Source organism: Iodidimonas sp. SYSU 1G8 (assembly GCF_039655775.1).
Lineage (GTDB): Bacteria > Pseudomonadota > Alphaproteobacteria > SMXS01 > SMXS01 > RI-34.
The window spans coordinates 2095575-2115936 of record NZ_JBBYXJ010000001.1 but is presented as its reverse complement, the minus strand read 5'-3'; the positions used below and the strand labels follow the sequence as shown (position 1 = coordinate 2115936).

Genomic DNA, 20362 nt, shown 5'->3' with positions numbered 1-20362 from the left:
GCGCGTCATGGACGGGTCCGTGACGCGCCAGGCCGAGCGCCGAGCGCCCGTTGGGCGATCAGGCGTCCTCGAAGAACTTCTTGCGGACCACGCCGCCCGGTTCATACACCGACGTGTTGCGTCCCACTTCATACATGCGGTTCCACGAGCCGGTCGGCTTCAGCGCGCCCAGCACCTTGCGCATCTGATCGTAATAGTGGTGGGCGAAGTGGGCGTGCAGCGAGTCATGGTCTTCCCACAACTCGTGGATGGTGACGCGGGTCGGCACGCACGGGTCGGCGGCGAAGCAATATTCCAGGCAGCCCGCTTCCTCGGTGCGCGTCTTCCACTGGATCGGCGCGGTCTGGCGCACGGCCTCGTCGCGCGTGGCCTCGTCGGCGAAATCGATATGGGCGTGAATGATGACCTGCGGCATGTAATGGGCTCCCCGAGCGGTTCGTTTCGTGTGGTGGATTAAGCGAGCGGCGGACCCGCGCGCAAGCATTTTGCGCGGAGATCCGCCGTGATCGGATGGGTCTGAGTTCAGGCGTGTTCGGACACCGGCGCACGGGATGACGCGGCATCGTCGGCCGGCTCGCGGGTCCAGCGATTGTGCGACGGCCCTTCGCGGCCGCGCGCGGCGCCCTTGTGTTCCGGATAGACGGTGGCGGTGTAGAAGTCGCCATGATCGTCCACCGCGAGCTGGTGGATATAGATGGCCAGATTCTCGTGCCGCTCCAGGATCTCGAAGGTGGTCGCATCCATCACCACCAGGTCGTGATACTCATCGCTGGCATAGATGCGGTTGCCCTTGACCAGCAGCGAGAGTGGCGTGATGTGGGTCCATTCCTCGAGGAAGTTGCCCTCCGGGTCGAAGACCTGGATCCGGCTCTTGCGGTCCGGGTCCTTCACCTTGCGCTCCTCGGCGATCTGGCCGGGCACGGTCATGTAGGCGTGCATGTCGCCGCCGCGGAAATCCACCACCAGCAGGCGCCCGTCCGGCGTTTGCGCCACGGCGTGCGGCGAATTGAACTGGCCCGGCGCGTCGCCCCAGCCGCCGATCTCCTTGATGTACTCGCCGTCGGGCGTGTACCAGATCATGCGGGCGTTCCAGTACCCGTCGGTGACGACGATGTTGCCGTTCTTCTGCACCTCGACGCCGGTCGGACCGTTGAACAGATAGGGCTCGTTGCCCGGCTTGCCCAAGGTGCCCAGGCTCAGCACCAGCTGGCCGTCCTTGGTGTATTTCTTCACCATGTGGCCGTCGCGGTCGACGGTCCAGATGTGGCCGTCGATGAAATAGATGGTGTGCGCGCCCAGCGCGAAGCCCGGCTCGTCGGACGGGCCCCATTTGCCCAGATAGTTGCCGTCCCGGTCGAACATGGAGACGCTGCTCTTGCCCATCTTGGCGCTCATGGCCAGCGGGTGCGCGGCCCAATGCTCCAGGTCGCGGGTGAACAGGTAGATGATGCCGTCATCGTCGACGGTGACGCCCGATCCCATCTCGAAGATCATGTCGTCGGGATATTTCGGCCACTCGGCCACGCGCCGGTAATATTTGTTGTCGCTCATGATCGAATCCCCGTTGTCCTAGTGCGGTGCGTTCATACCCGTCGGGCGTGAACCCCGTTTGATTCCCGGCCAGTCTATCCTGTGTCGGCGATCCGCGACAGATGCCACATTCACCGGTGCTGAATTCGTCGGCGTTTCCCCTGAAACGTGCTGGATGCGGCGCGGGCGAGGCCATATGCTCACGGCCTCGGCAAGAAACCGCATGGACGAAACAGGGGAAGACCATGACCGATACCGCCAGCTATGTCTCCGATCGCATGGCGCTGATGGACGTGATGTTGAAATACGCCAAGGGCTGCGACAACCGCGATCTGGCGCTGTACCGGTCGGTCTTCGCCGACGACGCGGTGGTCAGCGGCTTCACCGACGAGCCCTATCATGGCGGCGATGCCTGGACCGCCTATGTGGTCGAGGCGCTTGGCCGGTTCGGCCCGACCCAGCACATGCTGGGCCCGCAGCTCGCCACCATCGACGGTGACACGGCGGAATGCCGCACCGACGTCCAGGCGACCCATTACCTGAAGGACCAGCCCGATACCACGCTGACTCTCTGGGCCACGTACGAAACGCAGATGAAGCGGATCGGCGGCGAATGGAAAATCGCCCGCCATCACCTTGTCCGGCGCGGCACCCGCATCCAGTCCGACTGATCGGTCGCACGGCCCGGCGGTGATTGCCGGCCTGTTCCCGGCGGTATAGCCTTCCTTCACGGGGATGGGGCCGGTGCCGTTGCGCCGGCCTGTCATTCCGCCATGGGGAGGGAATGGCATGAGCCGCGCGGATTTCGATCGATTGGCCGAGAAACTTCGCAACTGGGGCCGCTGGGGCGACGCCGATCAGCGCGGCACGCTCAATCACATCGGGCCGGAGACGCTCAAGACGGCCGCCGCGACCGTGCAGTCCGGCAAGCTGTTCAATCTGGGGCTGAATTTCGACAGTAACGGCCCGCAGCCCGGCACCGGCGGCCGGTTCAACCCCAAGCTCTACGCGACGGACCTGTTCACGCCGCTGAACCCGGCCCATCCGAGCGCCCGTTATTCCGACGACGTGATCCACATGCCGCTGCAAGCCGCGACCCAGTGGGACGCGCTGGGCCATGTCCACTATGACGGCGTGCTCTACAACAACTGCAAGGCCTGCGACACGCTGAGCACCAAAGGGGCGGCCCGGCTCGGCATCGAGCATCTGGCGACGCCGGGCATCATGTCGCGCGGCGTGCTGCTGGACATTCTCCGGCTCAAGCGCACCGACCGGCTTCCTGTCGACTATGCCATCACCATCGACGATCTCGATGCCGCCTGCGAGGCGCAGGGCGTGACCATGATGAAGGGCGACGTGGTCCTCATCCGCACCGGCCATATCCAGCGCTTTACCGTGGAGGGCGACCGCGCCGCGTTCGCGGGGGTGCAGCCCGGCCTCAGCCCGGTCTGCGCCGAATGGGTGCATGAGCATTCGCTGGCGGCGGTCTGCGCCGATAATCTGGGCGTCGAGATCCTGTCGCCCGAGGGCCTCACCTCGGAAATGCCGCTGGCGTTCCACATGCTGTGCCTGCGCGACATGGGGTGTCCGCTGGGCGAGATGTTCAATCTGGATGCGCTGGCCGCCGATTGCGCGGCGGATGGCCGGTACAGCTTCCTCTTGTCGGCGCCGCCGATCCCGTTCACCAACGGCTTCGGCTCGCCGGTCAACCCGCTCGCCCTGAAGTAGCGCCGTCATAAATATGTCACTGGCCTGAGGCCCCGGATTCACTAGGGTACGCCGCCATCTGGGGCCTGACGGGAGAGACGTGATGAGAGTGGGCATCAGCGGCATGGGCCGTATCGGCCGGCTGGCATTGCGGGCGGCGCTGGGCGCGGCCGAGCGCGGCGATGACGATCCGCTCCGGGACAACCGGCTCGATGTCGTCCACCTCAACGAGATCAAGGGCGGTGCGGCCGCCTGCGCGCATCTGCTGGAATTCGACAGCGTGCAGGGCCGCTGGAAGGGACCGCGCATCGCCGCCGACGGCGAGGACGCGGTGCGCATTGGCGACCGGCGGCTGAGTTTCTCCGCGCACGCGAAACCGGGCGACATTCCCTGGGGCGACCTCGGTGTCGACGTCGTCCTGGACTGCACCGGCAAGTTCCTGACGCCCGAGGTGCTGCAGGGGCATCTGGACCGGGGCGCGAAACGGGTCATCGTCGCGGCGCCGGTCAAGGTCGATACGGTGCTCAACGTTGTCGTGGGCGTGAACGAGCACCTCTACGACCCTGCGCGTCATCCCATCGTCACGGCGGCGTCCTGCACCACCAATTGCCTCGCGCCGGTGGTCAAGGTGGTGCACGAGGCCATCGGCATCCGCCACGGCCAAATCACCACCATTCACGATCCGACCAACACCAATGTGGTGACCGACGCGCCGCACAAGGATTTGCGCCGGGCACGCAGCGCCATGCTGTCGCTGCAACCGACGACCACCGGCAGCGCGACGGCCATCGCCCTGATCTATCCTGAACTCAAGGGCAAGCTGAACGGCCATGCGGTACGCGCGCCCGTGCTCAATGCCAGCCTGACCGACTGCGTTTTCGAAATGCGGCGCGAGACCACGGCCGAGGAGGTCAACGCCCTGTTCCGCGCCGCCGCCGCCGGCCCGCTCGCCGGCATCCTCGGCTACGAGGAACGCCCGCTGGTCTCGGCGGACTATGCCCGCGACACGCGCAGCAGCATCGTCGACGCGCCCTCCACCATGGTCACCGACGGCACGCTGCTGAAGGTCTATGCCTGGTACGACAACGAGATGGGCTATGCCTGCCGCATGGTGGACCTGGCCTGCCACATGGCCGAGGCAGGGATCTAGCATCCCGTGAGCGCCTCCGGTGCCCCGCCTTCCGCCGCCGCGACCCGCAACTATGCGATCGTGACCGCGTCCTATTGGGGGTTTACCCTGACCGACGGCGCGCTGCGGATGCTGGTGCTGCTGCATTTTTTCCGCCTCGGTTATTCGCCCTTCGCGCTGGCGTTCCTGTTCCTGCTTTACGAGGCGGCCGGCATCGCCGCCAATCTGATCGGCGGCTGGCTGGCGACGCGCTTCGGCATCGCCCGCATGCTCGCGGTCGGGCTGATGACCCAGATCATCGGCTTCCTCATGCTCTCGGTCCTGTCGCCGGATTGGACGGCGGCGCTGTCCGTGGTCTGGGTCGTGATGGCGCAGGGTCTGTGCGGCGTCGCCAAGGATTTGACCAAGACCGCCAGCAAATCGGCGATCAAGGTCACGGCCGGCGAGGCGTCGGGCCGGCTGTTCCACTGGGTCGCCTGGTTCACGGGCAGCAAGAACGCCATGAAGGGGATCGGCTTCTTCCTCGGCGGCTTTTTGCTGGAAGTGGCCGGTTTCCGCATGGCCCTGTGGCTGATGGCCGGCGCGCTGGCGCTGGTGCTCGTCGGCGTGGTCGTCGCGCTGCCGCCCATGATGGGCAAGGCGAAGGCGTCGCGGTCGGCGCGCGAGTTGTTCGCCAAGAACAGCGGCGTCAATCTGCTGGCGGCGGGAAGGGTCTTCCTGTTCGGCGCGCGGGACGTGTGGTTCGTGGTCGGCGTGCCGGTGTTCCTCTACGCGTCGGGCTGGACCTTCACCATGGTGGGCGGCTTTCTCGCGGTCTGGACCATCGTCTATGGCCTCGTCCAGGCGGCGGCGCCCGTGGTCGTGCGGCGCAGCGCCGACGGCCTGAGCCGCGAGGTGCCGGCGGCGCGGTGGTGGTCGCTGGCGCTGGCGCTCGTGCCGGCGGCGATCGTCGCGGCGCTGTCCTGGGTTGCGCTCGCGCCCGACATGCTACTGGTCGCCGGGCTCGCCCTGTTCGGCGTGTTGTTCGCGGTCAATTCCTCGGTGCACTCCTATCTGGTCCTCGCCTATGCGGGATCGGAAAAGGCCGCCGAGGATGTAGGCTTCTACTACGCGGCCAACGCCGCCGGGCGTTTCGCGGGCACGCTGCTTTCCGGCCTGCTCTATGGCTGGGGCGGCATCGACGCCTGCCTGATCGCCTCGGCCGTCATGCTGGTGGCGTGTTGGCTGCTGACCCTGGCCTTGCCGTCACGGACGTCGACATAGGCGGAAATTCAGTCGGACCCGGTCATTTTTTCCAGTTCCGTGAACAAGGTTTGCGGCGAAAACGGCTTCTGCAACAGCCGGAAGTCACGCAGCGAGGAATATTGCAGGCGCGCGTCCGCGCTATAGCCCGACATCAGCAGCACCCGGCATGTCGGGTGACGCAACACCAGCAGATCCGCGAGCTGATAGCCGGTCATGCCGCTCGGCATCACGATATCCGAGATCAGGAGATCGAGATGGCGCAGCGGGCCGACCAGCTCCAGCGCCTCGGGCCCGTTGCCGGCGACCAGCAGTTCGCTGCAGACCGGCCGCAGGATCGAGGCGAGGGCCTTTCGGACGCTGTCATCATCATCGACCAGGAGCACGGTGCCGAGCGCAAGGCTGCGCGGCGCCAGGCCTTCTCGCCTTCGGGATGCAGGGGGCGCGCCGGTCATGGCCGGAAAACACAGCCGGATGGTCGTTCCCTGTCCCGGCGCGCTGTCGATTTCGAGAAAGCCGCCGGACTGAGTGACGAATCCGTGAACCATGCTGAGGCCGAGGCCCGTACCCTTGCCGGCCTCCTTGGTGGTGAAAAACGGTTCCAGGGCCCGTTGGACGGTGACGCCGTCCATGCCGATGCCGGTATCGGTGACGGAAATCTCCACCAGATCATGCAGCTTTCTCGGCCGGTCGGGCCGGTGCCGCCGGACATTCCGCGCCGCCACCACGAGCGTGCCGGCGCCGGTGATCGCGTCCCGTGCGTTGATCGCCAGGTTGAGCAGCGCGCTCTCGAGCAGCGCCGGGTCCAGACTGGCGGGAGACACCGCCTCGCCGAGCCGGGCCTCGACGGCGATGCTCTCGGGCAGCGCCGTGCGTATCAGCTTGAGCGACTGGCGGATCAACTCGCGCGGATCGCTGATCCGGGACCGGGGTTCCTGATGGCGGGAAAAGGTCGACAGGCGCCTGACCAGATCCGCGCCCCGGTCCGCCGCCTCCAGAATGATATCCAGATGACGGCTGTCCGCGGCCCCGGCATCCTTGGCGAACTGCGCGCCGATCTGCACGGCCATCAGCAGATTGTTGAAGTCGTGCGCGATCCCGCCTGCCAGATGCCCGAGGCTTTCCAGCTTCTGAGCCTGGACGAACTTGGCCTCGGCTTCCTTGCGTTCGGTCACGTCCTGGGCAACGCCGATGAAGCTGGTCACGGCGCCGTCGTCGTCGAAGACGGGAAAGCCTCGGCCCCAGATCCAGCGCAGGCCGCCATCCGGGCGCCGGATGCGGTATTCGTTGAAATAGGGTTCACCGGTGGCGAACGCCTCTCGCACGGTGCGGCTTACCTGTTCGCGGTCTTCCTCGAGAATGAGGGCTTCAAGCGCATACATGTCGCGTTTCATGAAGTCCGGCGACAGCCCGATGACGCGCTCGAACGCGGAACTGGCGTAGGTCAGTCGGCCTTCGCGAGGGTTCGCCACCCAGAAGACTTCGTCGATGGTCTCGGAAATCTGCTGCAGGAGCCTGTCGGCTTCGCGCGCGGCGCGTTCGGCGATTTTGCGCTCGGAGACGTCGTTGACGCTGCCGATCAGCACGGTCGTTCCGTTCAGCGAGACGGAACTCACCGCCAGTTCGATGGGGAACCGTTCTCCCGATTGGCGCAGCGCGGTGAATTCCCGGGGCCGGCGTGTGAACTGGCTGATCGCAGCGGTTTCCCGGAACCGAGCCAGATGATCCGTGTGGAAGGGGCGCTCGCCGACCGGCATCAGAACGGTGAGGTCGCGGCCTACCAGTTCGCCTTCTCCGTAGCCGAACATTTCTTCCGCCGCCGGATTGACGAACTGGATCGTGCCGTGCGCGCTGGCGGTGATCAGGCCGACCGAGGCGCCTGCCATGATCGCCTCCAGCGCCCCCTTCATCTGGGCTTCTTGTTCAAGTTTCTCCTGGACCGCCGTGTCATAGGCGGCGCGGGTGCGCCTCGACTGGATGCCGAACAGCAGGGTCGCGGCAAAATCCTCGAACAGGGCGATTTCGGCCGGACCGAAGCTGTCCTCGGTCCGGCCATAGACGACCATGGCTCCAAGAACGGTTTCCGGGGTCCTGAGCGGAACGGATACGGAAGCGCGGATATCATAGGCGCGCGCGCGTTCGCGCCACGGCGACAATCTCTCGTCGGTCTCGTCGTGAGTGCTGATGATCGACCTGCCCTCGCGGATGCACGTGCCGGTTGGTCCTTGGGCGAGGGGACCCTTGCCCCAGGAAATCTCCAGGCCGTCCGCATAGGTGCCGGCCGTTCCCGCTACCGCCGCGATGGTCACGGCATGAGAGCTGTCCGCCTCGGCCCAGCCGATCCAGCACAACGGATATTCATCCCCCAGCGTCAGGGCCTCGCACACACCTTGTAAAAGCTCGCGCTCGTTAGCCGCGTGCACCATGGCGTGCTGAGCCCGGTTCAAAGCTTCCAGCGCCCAGCCGCGCCGGCGGAGCGCTTCGCGCGCTCGCCGTTCCTGGGTGATGTTCTCGAAGATTCCGAGAACGCCGGTGACCTCGCCGTCGGCATCGAAGAGAGGCTTCTTGGTGGTCCGGAGCCACAGCTGCACGCCATTACTGACATAGGGCTCCTCGATGGTGATCGCCTGTTTTCCGGCCATGACGCGCTGATCGTCGGCGCGGTAGCGCTCGGCAAGCGCCGCTGGAAACAGATCGAAATCGGAAAGTCCGACGAGATCTTCCGGCGCGCGTCCCAGATCGGCGGCATAGGCGGTGTTGCAGCCCAGATAAACCGACGCCGTGTCCTTCACGAACAACCTGTATGGTAGTTCGTTCAGGATCGTGTCCAGTTGACCCAGCATGCCTGTGGTATTGTCCTTGCGGCCGCTCATGCCGTCGCTACCTCTCCCGCGGCGCGGCGTTCCCCGAGACTTTCGCCCGGTGTCATGAAGTGACCATTGCTCCCCGGGATGTCTTCCATCCTCGCCCCTCCCCGGCGCGGTGTCTGCTTCGTGACCATATATGGTTCCCGGCCTGCTCACCATGTCTTTGGGAACCGGCCCGCTCCCGGCATCGTATAGTGATCGTAACGTTTCAGGGTCCTTAGAGGATCACGAAGGAGAATAAACACCATGATGCCAGATCAATCGCGGATGCCGCCGTTGCGGGCCCTTCTCCTGGCGGTTCTTCCCGTGCTTACCGCGGCGGTGCTGGGCAATCTGGCGACCACGCCGAACATCCCGACCTGGTACGCCGGGCTGGACAAGCCGGACTTCAACCCGCCGAACTGGGTGTTCGGGCCGGCCTGGGGCATGCTCTACATCCTGATGGCCTATGCGTTCTTCCGTGTCCTGCGGCTTGATCCGAAGACGCCGGGCCGCAAGGCGGCCATCGGACTGTTCCTGTTCCAGATGGTGCTGAATGCCGCGTGGTCGTGGGCGTTCTTCGCCGCCCATAGCCCGCTGGCCGGGCTGGTGGTCATCTCGGCGCTGTGGATCGCCATCGCCGCGACCCTGTTTTCGTTCCTGCATCTGGACCGGATCGCGGGCCTGTGCTTCGTGCCCTACATCGCCTGGGTCAGCTTCGCGGCCCTGCTCAACTTCGAGATTTACCGCCTCAACTAGCCCTTCCGGCGCACGATGCCGACCGGAAGATCGGCGATGCGGCGCATCTCGTCGCTCTCGAACAGGGCGGGGTCGGCCAGATAGTCGATGGCCATGGGCAGGGTGTCGAAGCCCCAGAACAGCTCGCCGTCCACGGCCAGTGTCGGGACACCGAAGACGCCCTGGGAAATGGCGCCTTCGGTATTGTCGCGCAGTCGCGCTGCCGCCCCGGTCGACGCGATGAGCGCCGGGACGTCGGCCACGCCCAGCCTTTCGCCGATCCGGGCGAGGCCTTCGGGCGAGGCGGCATCCATGCCCTCGCCGAAGATCGCGCCAAACACGCCGTCGACGGCGGTCTCCGTGCTGCCCAGCGCGACGATCAGGCGCAGGCTGTCCAGCGACCGGAACGGGTGCGCCGGTGGAAAGCGGAACCGGATGCCTTCCCGGTCCGCCAGCCACTGGCAGTACCGATAGGTGTGCAGGCGCTTCGGCCCGATCTCGGCCGGACCCAGCTGGCCCCAATGGTTCAGCAGCGCGCCGAACACCACCGGCACCGCTTTGAACGGCTTGGCCAGCGGCGCGCGGCGCAGCGCCCGCCACATCAGATAGGCGAAGGGCGAGATGGTGTCGAAATAGAAGGTCGCCTGCGCGTCGTTGCCGCTCATCGCCGCCTCTCCTTACTGGCCATAGACCTCGCGCCGACGATAGACGAAGTCGTCGCGGCTTTGCAGCGACTGCATCTCGCGCGGCACGCTCGAGTGGTTCGTGGACGAGGGCGGCTCGATGCGCTGCCAGTCGGTGGTCGCCGTGCGGCGCACGATCTTCCAGACGCCGTCGCGCTTTTCCATCCGGTCCATGTACCGGCCCGCCACGAACAGGTCCATTTCCGTATCGTACGCATTGGGCGCGGCCAGCGGATCGCCTTTGGCGCGCATGCGGTGATAGGCGGTGAAATAGGCCTCGGTGTAGGCGACGTCGCCCTCCACCTCGACGAAGATGTTGCCGAGCTGGTGGTGCGTCCGGTGCATCCGCGACAGCGCCTCCAGCGCATAGGCGACGAAGTCGCCGGGCTTGCCCGGGGCCGAGGGCAGGCTCGGATCGGAACTGGGGCCTACGAAGCCGTGATTATGCTGGGAATCCGGATGGAACACGCTGCGCAGCAGTTCCTCGTCCCGGTGATCGAGCGCCCGGCAATAGGTCATCATCACTTCCGCGACGGCCTGCTTGTCCAGCATTTCCTGCACGGCGCGCGGATCGGGCTGCGCCATCTGGGCGGCCGGCTCGGCCAGGACGCGTGCGCCGGGCAGGGGCACCATCGCCAGCAACCCGCCCAGCGCGGCGGCGCTGATGGCGGACATCGTGAATTTCCTCGTCATCATGGATTCCCCGTTCCCTGTTTCATCTCTTGCGGTTCAGACGCCGAAGACTTTCAGGAGCGAATCCGTGATGCCCTCGAGGCCGCGTCCCATGATGCTGCCTTTTTTGCCGAAATGGGGCATTTCTTCGTAGACGTAGTGGCCATCCTCGCCGGCGAAGTGGTCGTTCAGCAGCTCCTGCTTGCCGAGCAGATAGGCGCCGAAGGTTTCGCAGCGTCTGGTGGAATAGCCCAGGTTGGCGCTGAAGCCGATGGTGGCGGCCTGGTTGACGCTGCGACCATCGCCGCCGCGCTCGACGCGGACGCCGCGGCATCCCATGACCACCAGCGTCACCGGTCCGTGAAAGGCCAGATAGCGCAATTGCAGCGTCAGCCAGGCGTTCAGGGTGCCAAGCCGCCAATGCTTGGTGATCGTGACCGGCGCGCCGCGCGGCTGGATCAGGCCGACCAGATTGTGCGGCTGGACGATCATCGCCGACCCCGCTGGGATGTCGACCAGGCCGATTTCTGCGAACGGGTCCTTGGTGGCCGAGATCACGAACCGCTCCCGCGCATCGGCGCGGATCCGGGTCAGGCCCCACATCCCCGAGGCCAGGCTGGTCAGCGGCGACGACCAGTCGAGCAGCAGCGCCGTATCCATCTGGCCGCTGCGGGCCGAGCTCTGCAGATAGTCCGGCCGGACCAGCAACTCGTCGCCGCCCTCCAGGGCGATCTCGATGGACACGGCGGAGATGCGGCGGCGGAGACCATCATCGCCGCCCGTGGCGATAACGCCCGACATTGCGGGCAGGATGTGGATCGGGGCGCGGCGGGCGGCGATGGGCGCGATGACATAATAAAAGAACAGCTTGATCAGGACGGGGCTGAGCAGAACGCCGATGAAGATCAGCACCGCCTGCGGCAGAACCTGGTAAATGGCCTGGGGAATGGTGCGCAGCCAGCTTTTGTCCTGATGGGCACGTAGCGCCTCTATGCGCTCGTCGAGCTCGGACCCCGCGGCGACGGGCGTGACGAGAAACGCCTCCACGGCCGTTCTGGTCCGTGCCAGATCACGCAGGCGCCGCGCCTTCGTGTAATCCGCCTGGGCCGCCGCGAGACGTGTCCGGACGGCGCGTTCCTGTTCGCTCAGGTCGGCGACGGCCCGGTTCGCCGCCGACCACGGGATGCGGACCAGCACGTCATGCCGGGCTCGTATGTCGTTCTTGCGGCGCTGGATATCCTGGAGTTGCGTGCTCAGCGCGCGGTAGGCCGTCGCGGCCGTCTCCACGGCGATGCTGGTTTCGGCGACGGCCTTCTCGCGCCGGGCGGTAGCGGCGATGGCGGTCAGCAGATAGCGGCGCTCCTGCTCCAGCAGGGCCAGCGCGACGTCATTCTCCACGTCGCGCCGGACCATCGCCGTATCGGCGACGAGGATGGAGGCCGAGCGGGCCAGACGGCTTCGCTGCCGTCCCGTCCGGTCGAGCATGTCGCGGTTGAGTTGCGCGAGGCGGGCGTCCAGCGCCGCGCCCGATGCGTCCTGCAGACGGGCGACGCGTTCCTCGGTCCTGCGGATTTCGTCCGCCGTGAAGGCGGCGAGCTGGGTGCGCAGTTGGTCAAGTTCGCCGAACTGACGGGCAATGGCGGGCCGCTCGTCCAACGCGGCGCGCACATGCTTGTAGGCGGGAATGCCGACGGCAAGCAGCGCGACGATCACCGCGAACGACGCGGCGTGTCTCGTGATTGCTCGTGCGATGCCCATACCCTGCCGTGACTCCCTGACGCCAATATGGAATGAAATAGGCCTGCTTGAACGTCTTTTCCCCATTCCTGGTGGCGCGGCAAACGGACCGGAACCGGTTTGTGTCCCGGTGACATGAAGACTCGCATTGAAAGCGCCGTTGCGCTTCCGATACAGTCCGCTGCGGACGGAGCCGAGTGCTGGGGGCACGGATACCATGGGTCATATCGCGCGACGGATTGCGGCGGTCTGCGTGCTTCTCGTCTGCACGCTGGTGCTCGCCGGTTGCGGCGATGACCGACGCGTCATCAACACGCCGGAAGACGTGGGCGACGCCAGCATCGGCGTGATGACCGGCTCCACCGGCGAGACCATCGCCCGGCAGCGTTTCCCCGACGCGGAGCTCAAATCGTTCGACGACATCATGGATGCGGTGGCCGCGGTGAAATCCGGCCAGCTCGACGCCATCGTCACCGCCTATTCCACGGCGCTGCAGGTGACCAAGAAGAACGCCGAGTTCAAGATCATCGGCGGCCGTCTGCAGCCGGAATACTCGTCCGTCGCCCTGCGCAAGAACGATCCGCTGCTGCCGGTTCTCAACGCCCTGATCGCCGATCTGCGGGCCGACGGGACGCTGGCGTCGATGGAGAAGCGCTGGTTCAAGGAAGACCTCAGTCCTTATGAGGAGCCCGAGATCGCCGTGCCGGCGCAGGGCGATCCCTTGCGTATCGGCGTCGCCGCGACACGCGAACCGGTGAATTTCGTCGACGAGACGGGGCGGATCACCGGCTATGACGGCGAACTGGCGCGGCGGATCGCGGTCCGTCTGGGCCGGCCCATCGTATTCTCCAACATGAAGTTCATGGCGCTGATCCCCGCGCTCCAGTCCGGCAAGATCGACCTGATCGTCACCGGCATGAGCGCCACCGACGAGCGGCGCAAATATGTCGACTTCAGCGACTCCTACTACCTGAACGGTCAGGTCGTGCTGACCAGCAGCGGAACTGGTCCGGCCCATGGCGGCTCGTTCATCCAGCGCGTCGCCGACAGTTTCCACGGCAACATCATTCACGAGAAGCGCTATCTGCTGATCTGGGACGGGCTGAAGGTCACCGTGATGCTGTCCATCCTGGCGACGGTCTTCGGCACGGCGCTGGGCGCGCTGGTCTGCTTCATGCGCATGTCGCGCAGCGCGCTGCTGTCCGTGCCGGCCAAGATCTACATCTCGGTGCTGCGCGGCATGCCGGTGCTGGTCCTGCTGATGCTGATCTATTACGTGGCCTTCGCCTCGGTGAACATCAGCCCGCTGCTGGTCGCGGTGGTGGCGTTCGGGATGAACTTCGGCGCGTACTCGTCCGAAATCTTCCGGACCGGCATCGAAGGCGTCGACAAGGGCCAGTCGGAAGCCGGCATCGCCATGGGCTTCACGAAAGTGCAGACCTTCAATCACATCGTGCTGCCGCAGACGATCCGGCGCATTCTGCCGGTCTACAAGGGCGAGTTCATCTCGCTGGTCAAGATGACCTCCATCGTCGGCTACATCGCCGTGCAGGACCTCACCAAGGCCAGCGACATCATCCGCAGCCGCACCTTCGATGCGTTCTTCCCGCTGGTCATGGTCGCCATCCTCTACTTCCTGATTTCCTGGGGCCTGATGCAATTCCTCGGCTATCTGGAGCGGGCCACCGATCCTAAATACAAGCGCCGCAAGGGAGCCCGGGCATGATCGAGGTCGAAAAGCTGTCCAAGCGCTTCGGCGATCTCGTCGTGCTGAGCGACATCAGCGTCCGGATCGAAAAGGGCGAGGTGGTCTCGATCATCGGGCCATCCGGAACCGGCAAGAGCACGTTCCTGCGCTGCCTCAATCTGCTCGACCGGCCCAGCAGCGGCGCCATCCGGATCGGCGGGATGGACATTCTCGACCCGAAGGCCGACGTGGCGCGGGTGCGTCAGAAAATGAACATGGTGTTCCAGTCGTTCAACCTGTTCAGCCACCTCTCTGTCCTCGACAATCTGACCATCGCGCCCATCCGGCTGAAGGGCCAGGACCGGGCAACCGCCGAGCGCAAGGCGTTCGAGCTGCTGCGCCTCGTCGGCCTGGCCGAGAAGGTCGACAGTTTTCCAGACGAATTGTCAGGTGGCCAGAAGCAGCGGGTCGCCATCGCCCGCTGCCTCGCCATGGAGCCGGAGATCATCCTGTTCGACGAGCCGACCTCGGCGCTCGATCCGACCATGGTCAGCGAGGTGCTGTCGGTCATCCGCCGCCTCGCCAAGGAAGGCATGACGCTGATCATCGTCACGCACGAGATGGACTTCGCGCGCGACGTGTCGAAGCGCGTCTTCTACATGGACGAAGGCCTGATCTACGAACAGGGCACGCCGGCGCAGATCTTCGACGATCCGCAGCGGGAAAAGACGCGCGCCTTCATCAACCGCATCCGCAGCTACACCTGCCACGTCGCCTCGCCCTACTACGATCTCTATGCCATGAACGCCGAGATCGAGGCCTTCGGCGAGAAGCAGATCCTGCCGGCCAAGGCGCGGCACAACCTGCTCCTGCTCGTTGAGGAACTGCTGCAGCTCTACGCGCCCAGCCTCGACCGGCATCCGCTGGACCTGACCATCGCCTATTCCGAGAAGAACGGCGCGCTCGATCTCACCTGCGAATGCGCCGCCGAGGCGGGCAATCCGCTTGAACCGGATGGCGAGGATGACGGTCTGGGCGGCATCCTCATCCGGCACATGTCGGAAAGCGTCGATTATCGTGTGATCGGCGGCACCGGCACGCTGACCCTGCGGGTCAAGAAAGTCTGATCCCGGGCGGCCGTCAGCCTTGGACGATGCGATAGATGGCGCCGATGATCGAGCCGAGGATGAAGATGTAAATGCTCGGCATGGTGATGTAGAGCCCGGGCCTGCGCAGGTTCGACGCCTTGCTGTAGCCGAGCATGTAGAAAAAGCGTCCGATCGGCCAGATCGCGCCCAGCGCCGCCGCCCAGATCGGTGAGACCAGCAGGGCGAACGTCCACATGGACGGCAGGAACATCACCAGATGCTCTACCGTGTTCTGATGAGCGCGGACACGCCGGACGTAATCCTCGGGGCCGTCGTGGGAGGGGGCGGGAACCTTGAATTTGACCCGCGCGAGACCGGCATTGAGCAAGGTCAGGTAATAGACCAGCACGCTCACGGCGCTGACCAGCGCCACCCAAAGATAGTCACCCTGCAGCATTTCATCCTCCCCGTTGGTTTCGGCCTTGCCGGCTCTGTGACAGATCGTGACCGGCATGCCGGTGACGTCGGCTTACCATAGCGCGGGGACGCTGTGATAATCTTCAAAAAATCAGCGACGGTGCTTTATCGCCGTCTGCCCATTTTGGGTACGCATGAGCAACTTTAGGTTGTAGTCTCTGATTAAGATTTTATGGGCGGGGTGAGGAGGGCGAATGGGGCGGACTTTGATGGATACTGATCGCGGCACCAGTGCAATGCCCATGTCCATCCTGCTCGTGGACGACGACAATTCACTGCTGACGACGATCTCGACCTATCTCAGATTGAAAGGCCATAGCGTTTTCGAAGCGGAAACCGGCGCCAAGGCCGTGGAAGTGCTGGAGGCGGGCACCGAGATCGACTTCGTTCTGTCCGACATCGAGATGCCCGGCGGGGTCGACGGCGTCGGCTTGGCGCACTGGATCACCGCCCATCGCCCCGGCCTGCCCATCGTCCTCACGACGGGCCGACCGCTCGACATGCGCGCCATCGATGGGCTTGAAGTTCTCCTCAAGCCCTATCGGCTTGCAGAGGTCCTGGCCATGATGTCGACCATGCTGGCGCCGACCCGACCCTGCTGACGGTCCCGGTCATATTTGCGCTATAATGTAGGCCTAGCGTCACACCGGTCGCGAGAGAGGCATGACCGCCGCGCCCGTGCCTGTCAGCGCAACCCGAAGAACGACAGCACCGCGATCACAACGACGACCAGCCCGACGATATAGATGATGTTGTTCACGATCATTTCCTTTCATGGCGTATCGGTCCGCTAACGTGACGGGAGTCGCCGCGGTTCCGCTTTTTCGGTGCTCTGACACCATGCGGGGCTTGGCGACCGGGGCTCACGTGATCGTGAAACGCCCGCAGGGTCCGGAGGCGTTCTCTTCGGCATATGCTGGATCGCCCTGAATGACGGATCGACAGAAGCCTTGATGAGTCGCGTATCAAAATGGGAACTGGCGTTCGGCGGCATGATCCTGGCCATCAGCGCCACCCTCGTTCTGGCCATGGGCCATTATGGCCAGCGGATCGAGCAGCGGCGGCTTGGCGACCTCGCCCTGACCGTGGCCGCGGCGATCGACGCGGCGGATGTGGCGGCGCTGGCGCGGACCACCCGTCCGGCCGATTATGTCGGGACCGAACGGTTCGACGCCGTCCGGAGCGCGCTCGGCAAGGTACGCCGCGCCATAAGCGATGCCCGTTTCGTCTACATCGTCGCGCCCCATCATGGACAATGGCGCTTTCTGGCCGATGGCGAGGCGCCGGGGTCGAGGGATTACTCTCCGCCTGGCCAGGTCTATGACGGCAATGTCCAGGGTTTCGACGCGGTCTTGAAAAGCGGCCTGCCCTACATCGAGCCGCCGTCGGCCGATCAATGGGGCGTCTGGGTGAGCGGCGAGGCGCCGATCCGGGACCCGTCGACCGGCAAGATCGTCGCGGTGCTCGGCATCGATGTGGATGCGCGTGTCTGGATGGGGCATGTCGCGGCCTATCGCTGGACCGGAAGCGGCATCTCCCTGCTGTTCATTGCCATCGCGCTGATCTTCGCCGTGGGCCGCCGCCGCCAGAACCGGCATGTGAATGCACTGGAGCGCCTGCAGGACCGGACGCGCCAGATCATGGAAGCGGCGGCGGTGGGGCTGGTCACGATCAACGACCGGGGCATCATCGAATCCTTCAATCCCGAGGCCGAGCGGATTTTCGGGTATGCGCGGGACGAGGTGGTCGGCCGCAATGTCGGCCTGCTCATGCCCGGGCCGGAGCGCGCGGCTCATGACGCCCATATCGCCCGTTATCTTCGGACCGGCGAGAGCCACGTGCTTGGCCAGCCGGGCCGCGAGATGAGCGGCGTGCGCAAGAACGGCGACATATTCCCCCTCGAACTGGGTGTCAGCCGCATGTCCATGGAGGGGCGCAGCAGCTTCATCGCCAGCATTCAGGATATCACCGCCCGCAAGGCGGCGGAGGAGAGCATGCGGCAGGTCCAGAAGATGGAGACGCTGGGGCAACTGACCGGCGGCGTGGCCCATGATTTCAACAACATGCTGATGGCCATGCAGATGAATCTGGAGGTCGTGGCGGAACGGGTGGCCGGTGATCCGGAGGCCACGGCGGCGATGAAGGCGGCCCAGCGCGCCATCGCGCGCGGTGCCGAGCTGACCGACCGGTTGCTGGCGTTCTCACGCAAGCAGCCACTCCAGCCCAAGGTCACCAACGTCAACGACGTGGTTCGCGATACCATGCGCCTTCTCGGCCGGACGCTCGAGCGGAGCGTCGAGGTGACGACCGATCTTGCGGAGGACCTGTGGCCGGTGGAGATCGATCCCGGTCAGCTTGCCAATGCCATGGTCAACCTGGCGGTCAACGCGCGTGACGCCATGCCAGGAGGCGGTCTGCTGAGCATCAAGACCGGCAATGTGAGCCTCGATCAGGCCTATGCGGAACGCCAGAAGGAGGTTCAGGCCGGGGACTACGCGACCATCGCGGTCACGGATACGGGTGAAGGGATGACCGCTTCGGTCAGGGAGCGAGCCTTCGATCCCTTCTTTACCACCAAACCCGTTGGCAAGGGCAGCGGGCTTGGCCTCAGCATGGTCTATGGTTTCGTCAAGCAGTCGGGTGGGCACGTCACCATTGAGAGCAGCGAGGGCGCGGGCACCACGGTGACCCTTTTCTTTCCCCGCACCGCCCTGCCGATGGCAACGGTCGCGCGCGAGCCCGCGGTCACGGTGCCCCGCGCGCGCGGCGAAACCATTCTCCTGCTTGAGGACGATCCCGATGTGCGCGCCAGCGTCCATCGGAGCCTGCTGCGTTTCGGCTACAAGGTCCATGTGGCGTCCGATGGACCCGAGGCGTTGCGCCTGATCGAGACGGGACTGGAGCCTGATCTGCTGCTCGCCGATGTGGTGTTGCCCATGGGATTGAGCGGGCCGGACGTATCGCGGGCGGTCAAGGCCCGGGTCCCCCGATGCCGAACACTCTTCATGTCGGGCTACACCGACAACACGGTCATTCACCACGGCCGGCTGGACCCGGGGGTCATCCTGCTCACGAAACCGTTCCCGCGCGAGCCCCTCGCACTGAAGATTCGCGAGGCGCTCGACACCGGGGCTTGAGCCTAGCGCCGAGCGTCCTCGATCATCATGTCGGCGGCCTTTTCGGCGATCATGATGACCGGCGAATTGGTGTTGCCCGAGACGATGGTGGGCATCACCGAGGCATCGACCACGCGCAGGCCGGTCAGGCCATGGACCCGCAGCCTCTCATCGACCACGGCGCCCTCGTCCCGGCCCATCCGGGCGGTGCCGACGGGGTGGAAGATGGTGGTGGAGATATCGCCGATGCGGGCCAGCAGGTCCTCGTCGGACGTGACACCCGGACCGGGCAGATATTCCTCCGGCTGAAATTTCGCGATGGCGCGCGTGGCCATCAATTGCCGCGTCAGGCGGATCGACCTGAGGGCGACCATCCGGTCGCTTTCCGTCGACAGATAATTGGGGCGGATCGCCGGCGGCTGGCGCGGGTCGGCGCTGCGCACATGGATCGTGCCGCGGCTGTCCGGACGCAGATTGCAGACCGAGGCGGTCACGGCCGGGAAGGGGTGCAGCGGCTGGCCCAGCTTGTCGGTGCTGAGCGGCTGGACGTGGTACTCCAGGTCGGGCGTCTCCAGTCGCGCGTCGCTGCGGGCGAAGATGCCGAGCTGGCTGGGCGCCATGGACAGCGGGCCCGACCGGTTCACGAGATATTCCAGCCCCAGCATCGCCTTGCCGAACAGGCTGCCGGCGCGCTGGTTCAGGGTCACGGCGTTGGCGATGCGGTAGACGGTGCGCACCTGCAAATGATCCTGCAGATTCTCGCCGACGCCCTTCAGATCGTGCAGAACCGGAATGCCGAGATGGTTGAGGATCGCGCCGGGCCCGATGCCGGACAGTTCCATGATCTTGGGCGAGTTCACCGCGCCCGCCGACAGCACTACCTCGCCACTCGCCTGGGCCTCGAAAATGCCGCCGCCATGCCGGAACCGCACGCCCTTGACCGTCCGGCCCTCGGTGACCAGCGCTTCCGTCTCCGCGCCGGTCAGCACCCGCAGGTTCGGGCGCTGTCGCACCGGGTCCAGAAAAGCCTTCGCCGTGTGCCAGCGGACGCCGCGCCGCTGGTTGACCTCGAAATAGCCCGAGCCCTCGTTGGTGCCTTTGTTGAAATCGTCGGTGCGCGGAATGCCCAGTTCTTCCGCAGCCTCGCGAAACGCGTCCAGGATCGGCCAGGAAATTCGCTGCCGCTCGACCCGCCATTCTCCGCCCTGGCCATGCAGGTCGTTGTTGCCGCCGTGATGATCCTCGGATTTCATGAAATAGGGCAGAACGTCGTCCCAGCCCCAGCCGCTATTGCCCTGCTGACGCCAGCCATCGTAATCGGCCGCCTGGCCGCGCATGTAGATCATGCCGTTGATGGACGAGCAGCCGCCCAGCACCTTGCCGCGCGGATAATCCAGCGCGCGCCCGTTGAGACCAGGCTCGGATTCAGTCTTCATCAGCCAGTCTGTGCGCGGGTTGCCCATGCAGAACAGATAGCCGATGGGCACGTTCACCCAATGATAGTCGGCGGTCCCGCCCGCTTCCAGCAGCAGCACCTTCTTCGACGGGTCGGCGGACAGCCGGTTGGCCAGCACGCAGCCGGCCGATCCGGCGCCGACGATGATGTAATCGTAACTCCCCTCGTACCCCGCCGATCGTTCCATCGGTCTTCTCCTGGTCTGTCCGGCGGTGTGTCCCGCTCTCTCTCCCGCAACACTACAGGCGACAGGC

The 20362-nt window shown here is 65.4% G+C and carries 17 protein-coding genes; 9 read left to right on the top strand and 8 right to left on the bottom strand.

The genetic code is table 11. The features are described from left to right. Positions 1-58 precede the first annotated feature (58 nt). Together WJU17_RS09945 and WJU17_RS09940 are read right to left on the bottom strand one after the other, a co-directional pair. Entirely contained in the window at positions 59-415 is a 357-nt protein-coding gene (locus WJU17_RS09945; protein ID WP_346327170.1) for an antibiotic biosynthesis monooxygenase, read from the bottom strand. A gap of 107 nt (positions 416-522) precedes the next feature. Next, on the bottom strand, positions 523-1551 hold the full coding sequence (locus tag WJU17_RS09940; RefSeq protein WP_346327169.1) for a hypothetical protein: 1029 nt from the start codon (positions 1549-1551) through the stop codon (positions 523-525). 224 nt (positions 1552-1775) lie between these two features. On the opposite strand from WJU17_RS09940, the gene WJU17_RS09935 reads away from it, so the two are divergent. The 4 genes from WJU17_RS09935 (at position 1776) to arsJ (ending at position 5629) form a co-directional block, all read left to right on the top strand. Continuing rightward, positions 1776-2201: a nuclear transport factor 2 family protein gene (locus tag WJU17_RS09935; protein WP_346327168.1), complete on the top strand. Its 426-nt coding sequence runs from the start codon at positions 1776-1778 to the stop codon at positions 2199-2201. A gap of 118 nt (positions 2202-2319) precedes the next feature. After that, positions 2320-3258, top strand: a complete 939-nt coding sequence (locus WJU17_RS09930; protein ID WP_346327167.1) for a cyclase family protein — start codon at positions 2320-2322, stop codon at positions 3256-3258. An 82-nt stretch (positions 3259-3340) separates the two neighbouring features. Next, positions 3341-4387 carry an ArsJ-associated glyceraldehyde-3-phosphate dehydrogenase gene (locus tag WJU17_RS09925; RefSeq protein ID WP_346327166.1) on the top strand — a complete coding sequence of 349 codons (1047 nt, stop codon included), beginning with the start codon at positions 3341-3343 and terminating at the stop codon, positions 4385-4387. Positions 4388-4393: 6 nt separating this feature from the next. After that, complete coding sequence (arsJ, locus tag WJU17_RS09920) at positions 4394-5629, top strand: organoarsenical effux MFS transporter ArsJ (RefSeq protein ID WP_346327165.1); 1236 nt, start codon at positions 4394-4396, stop codon at positions 5627-5629. A gap of 8 nt (positions 5630-5637) precedes the next feature. Here arsJ and WJU17_RS09915 read toward each other — a convergent pair whose 3' ends face one another. Then, positions 5638-8481: a PAS domain S-box protein gene (locus WJU17_RS09915; protein ID WP_346327164.1), complete on the bottom strand. Its 2844-nt coding sequence runs from the start codon at positions 8479-8481 to the stop codon at positions 5638-5640. 240 nt (positions 8482-8721) lie between these two features. On the opposite strand from WJU17_RS09915, the gene WJU17_RS09910 reads away from it, so the two are divergent. Next, positions 8722-9213, top strand: a complete 492-nt coding sequence (locus WJU17_RS09910; RefSeq protein ID WP_346327163.1) for a TspO/MBR family protein — start codon at positions 8722-8724, stop codon at positions 9211-9213. Here WJU17_RS09910 and WJU17_RS09905 read toward each other — a convergent pair. Genes WJU17_RS09905 through WJU17_RS09895 form a run of 3 tightly spaced genes read right to left on the bottom strand, consistent with a single transcriptional unit; the run spans position 9210 to position 12305 of the window. Continuing rightward, positions 9210-9857: a 2-hydroxychromene-2-carboxylate isomerase gene (locus tag WJU17_RS09905; protein ID WP_346327162.1), complete on the bottom strand. Its 648-nt coding sequence runs from the start codon at positions 9855-9857 to the stop codon at positions 9210-9212. The two genes, WJU17_RS09910 and WJU17_RS09905, sit on opposite strands and share 4 nt — an antisense overlap. A 12-nt stretch (positions 9858-9869) precedes the next feature. Continuing rightward, positions 9870-10550 (bottom strand): nuclear transport factor 2 family protein, encoded by a 681-nt coding sequence (locus WJU17_RS09900; RefSeq protein WP_346327161.1) that lies wholly within the window; start codon positions 10548-10550, stop codon positions 9870-9872. A 54-nt stretch (positions 10551-10604) separates the two neighbouring features. Continuing rightward, positions 10605-12305 (bottom strand): hypothetical protein, encoded by a 1701-nt coding sequence (locus WJU17_RS09895; RefSeq protein ID WP_346327160.1) that lies wholly within the window; start codon positions 12303-12305, stop codon positions 10605-10607. A 196-nt stretch (positions 12306-12501) separates the two neighbouring features. On the opposite strand from WJU17_RS09895, the gene WJU17_RS09890 reads away from it, so the two are divergent. After that, positions 12502-14010: an ABC transporter substrate-binding protein/permease gene (locus WJU17_RS09890; RefSeq protein WP_346327159.1), complete on the top strand. Its 1509-nt coding sequence runs from the start codon at positions 12502-12504 to the stop codon at positions 14008-14010. Then, positions 14007-15098, top strand: a complete 1092-nt coding sequence (locus tag WJU17_RS09885) for an amino acid ABC transporter ATP-binding protein (RefSeq protein WP_346327158.1) — start codon at positions 14007-14009, stop codon at positions 15096-15098. Before WJU17_RS09890 ends, WJU17_RS09885 begins: the two co-directional genes overlap by 4 nt. A 13-nt stretch (positions 15099-15111) precedes the next feature. Here the strand turns inward: WJU17_RS09885 and WJU17_RS09880 are convergent, their stop codons facing one another. Beyond that, positions 15112-15516, bottom strand: coding sequence for an MAPEG family protein (locus WJU17_RS09880; RefSeq protein WP_346327157.1), 405 nt, complete (start codon positions 15514-15516; stop codon positions 15112-15114). A gap of 229 nt (positions 15517-15745) precedes the next feature. Here WJU17_RS09880 and WJU17_RS09875 point away from each other — a divergent pair, with 229 nt between their 5' ends. Both WJU17_RS09875 and WJU17_RS09870 read left to right on the top strand, forming a co-directional pair. Then, positions 15746-16138 carry a response regulator gene (locus tag WJU17_RS09875; protein ID WP_346327156.1) on the top strand — a complete coding sequence of 131 codons (393 nt, stop codon included), beginning with the start codon at positions 15746-15748 and terminating at the stop codon, positions 16136-16138. A gap of 351 nt (positions 16139-16489) precedes the next feature. Then, positions 16490-18673 (top strand): PAS domain S-box protein, encoded by a 2184-nt coding sequence (locus tag WJU17_RS09870; protein WP_346327155.1) that lies wholly within the window; start codon positions 16490-16492, stop codon positions 18671-18673. 2 nt (positions 18674-18675) lie between these two features. Here WJU17_RS09870 and WJU17_RS09865 read toward each other — a convergent pair whose 3' ends face one another. Further along, positions 18676-20295 carry a GMC family oxidoreductase N-terminal domain-containing protein gene (locus WJU17_RS09865; RefSeq protein ID WP_346327154.1) on the bottom strand — a complete coding sequence of 540 codons (1620 nt, stop codon included), beginning with the start codon at positions 20293-20295 and terminating at the stop codon, positions 18676-18678. Between the last annotated feature and the right edge of the window lie 67 nt (positions 20296-20362).

Coding starts and splice junctions, on each gene's coding strand:
- WJU17_RS09875 (WP_346327156.1), top strand. CDS start 15,746: ATGGATACTGATCGCGGCACCAGTGCAATGCCCATGTCCATCCTGCTC.
- WJU17_RS09905 (WP_346327162.1), bottom strand. CDS start 9,857: ATGAGCGGCAACGACGCGCAGGCGACCTTCTATTTCGACACCATCTCG.
- WJU17_RS09880 (WP_346327157.1), bottom strand. CDS start 15,516: ATGCTGCAGGGTGACTATCTTTGGGTGGCGCTGGTCAGCGCCGTGAGC.
- WJU17_RS09890 (WP_346327159.1), top strand. CDS start 12,502: ATGGGTCATATCGCGCGACGGATTGCGGCGGTCTGCGTGCTTCTCGTC.
- WJU17_RS09945 (WP_346327170.1), bottom strand. CDS start 415: ATGCCGCAGGTCATCATTCACGCCCATATCGATTTCGCCGACGAGGCC.
- WJU17_RS09870 (WP_346327155.1), top strand. CDS start 16,490: ATGAGTCGCGTATCAAAATGGGAACTGGCGTTCGGCGGCATGATCCTG.
- WJU17_RS09900 (WP_346327161.1), bottom strand. CDS start 10,550: ATGTCCGCCATCAGCGCCGCCGCGCTGGGCGGGTTGCTGGCGATGGTG.
- WJU17_RS09915 (WP_346327164.1), bottom strand. CDS start 8,481: ATGAGCGGCCGCAAGGACAATACCACAGGCATGCTGGGTCAACTGGAC.
- WJU17_RS09910 (WP_346327163.1), top strand. CDS start 8,722: ATGATGCCAGATCAATCGCGGATGCCGCCGTTGCGGGCCCTTCTCCTG.
- WJU17_RS09865 (WP_346327154.1), bottom strand. CDS start 20,295: ATGGAACGATCGGCGGGGTACGAGGGGAGTTACGATTACATCATCGTC.
- WJU17_RS09940 (WP_346327169.1), bottom strand. CDS start 1,551: ATGAGCGACAACAAATATTACCGGCGCGTGGCCGAGTGGCCGAAATAT.
- WJU17_RS09925 (WP_346327166.1), top strand. CDS start 3,341: ATGAGAGTGGGCATCAGCGGCATGGGCCGTATCGGCCGGCTGGCATTG.
- WJU17_RS09885 (WP_346327158.1), top strand. CDS start 14,007: ATGATCGAGGTCGAAAAGCTGTCCAAGCGCTTCGGCGATCTCGTCGTG.
- WJU17_RS09895 (WP_346327160.1), bottom strand. CDS start 12,305: ATGGGCATCGCACGAGCAATCACGAGACACGCCGCGTCGTTCGCGGTG.
- WJU17_RS09930 (WP_346327167.1), top strand. CDS start 2,320: ATGAGCCGCGCGGATTTCGATCGATTGGCCGAGAAACTTCGCAACTGG.
- WJU17_RS09935 (WP_346327168.1), top strand. CDS start 1,776: ATGACCGATACCGCCAGCTATGTCTCCGATCGCATGGCGCTGATGGAC.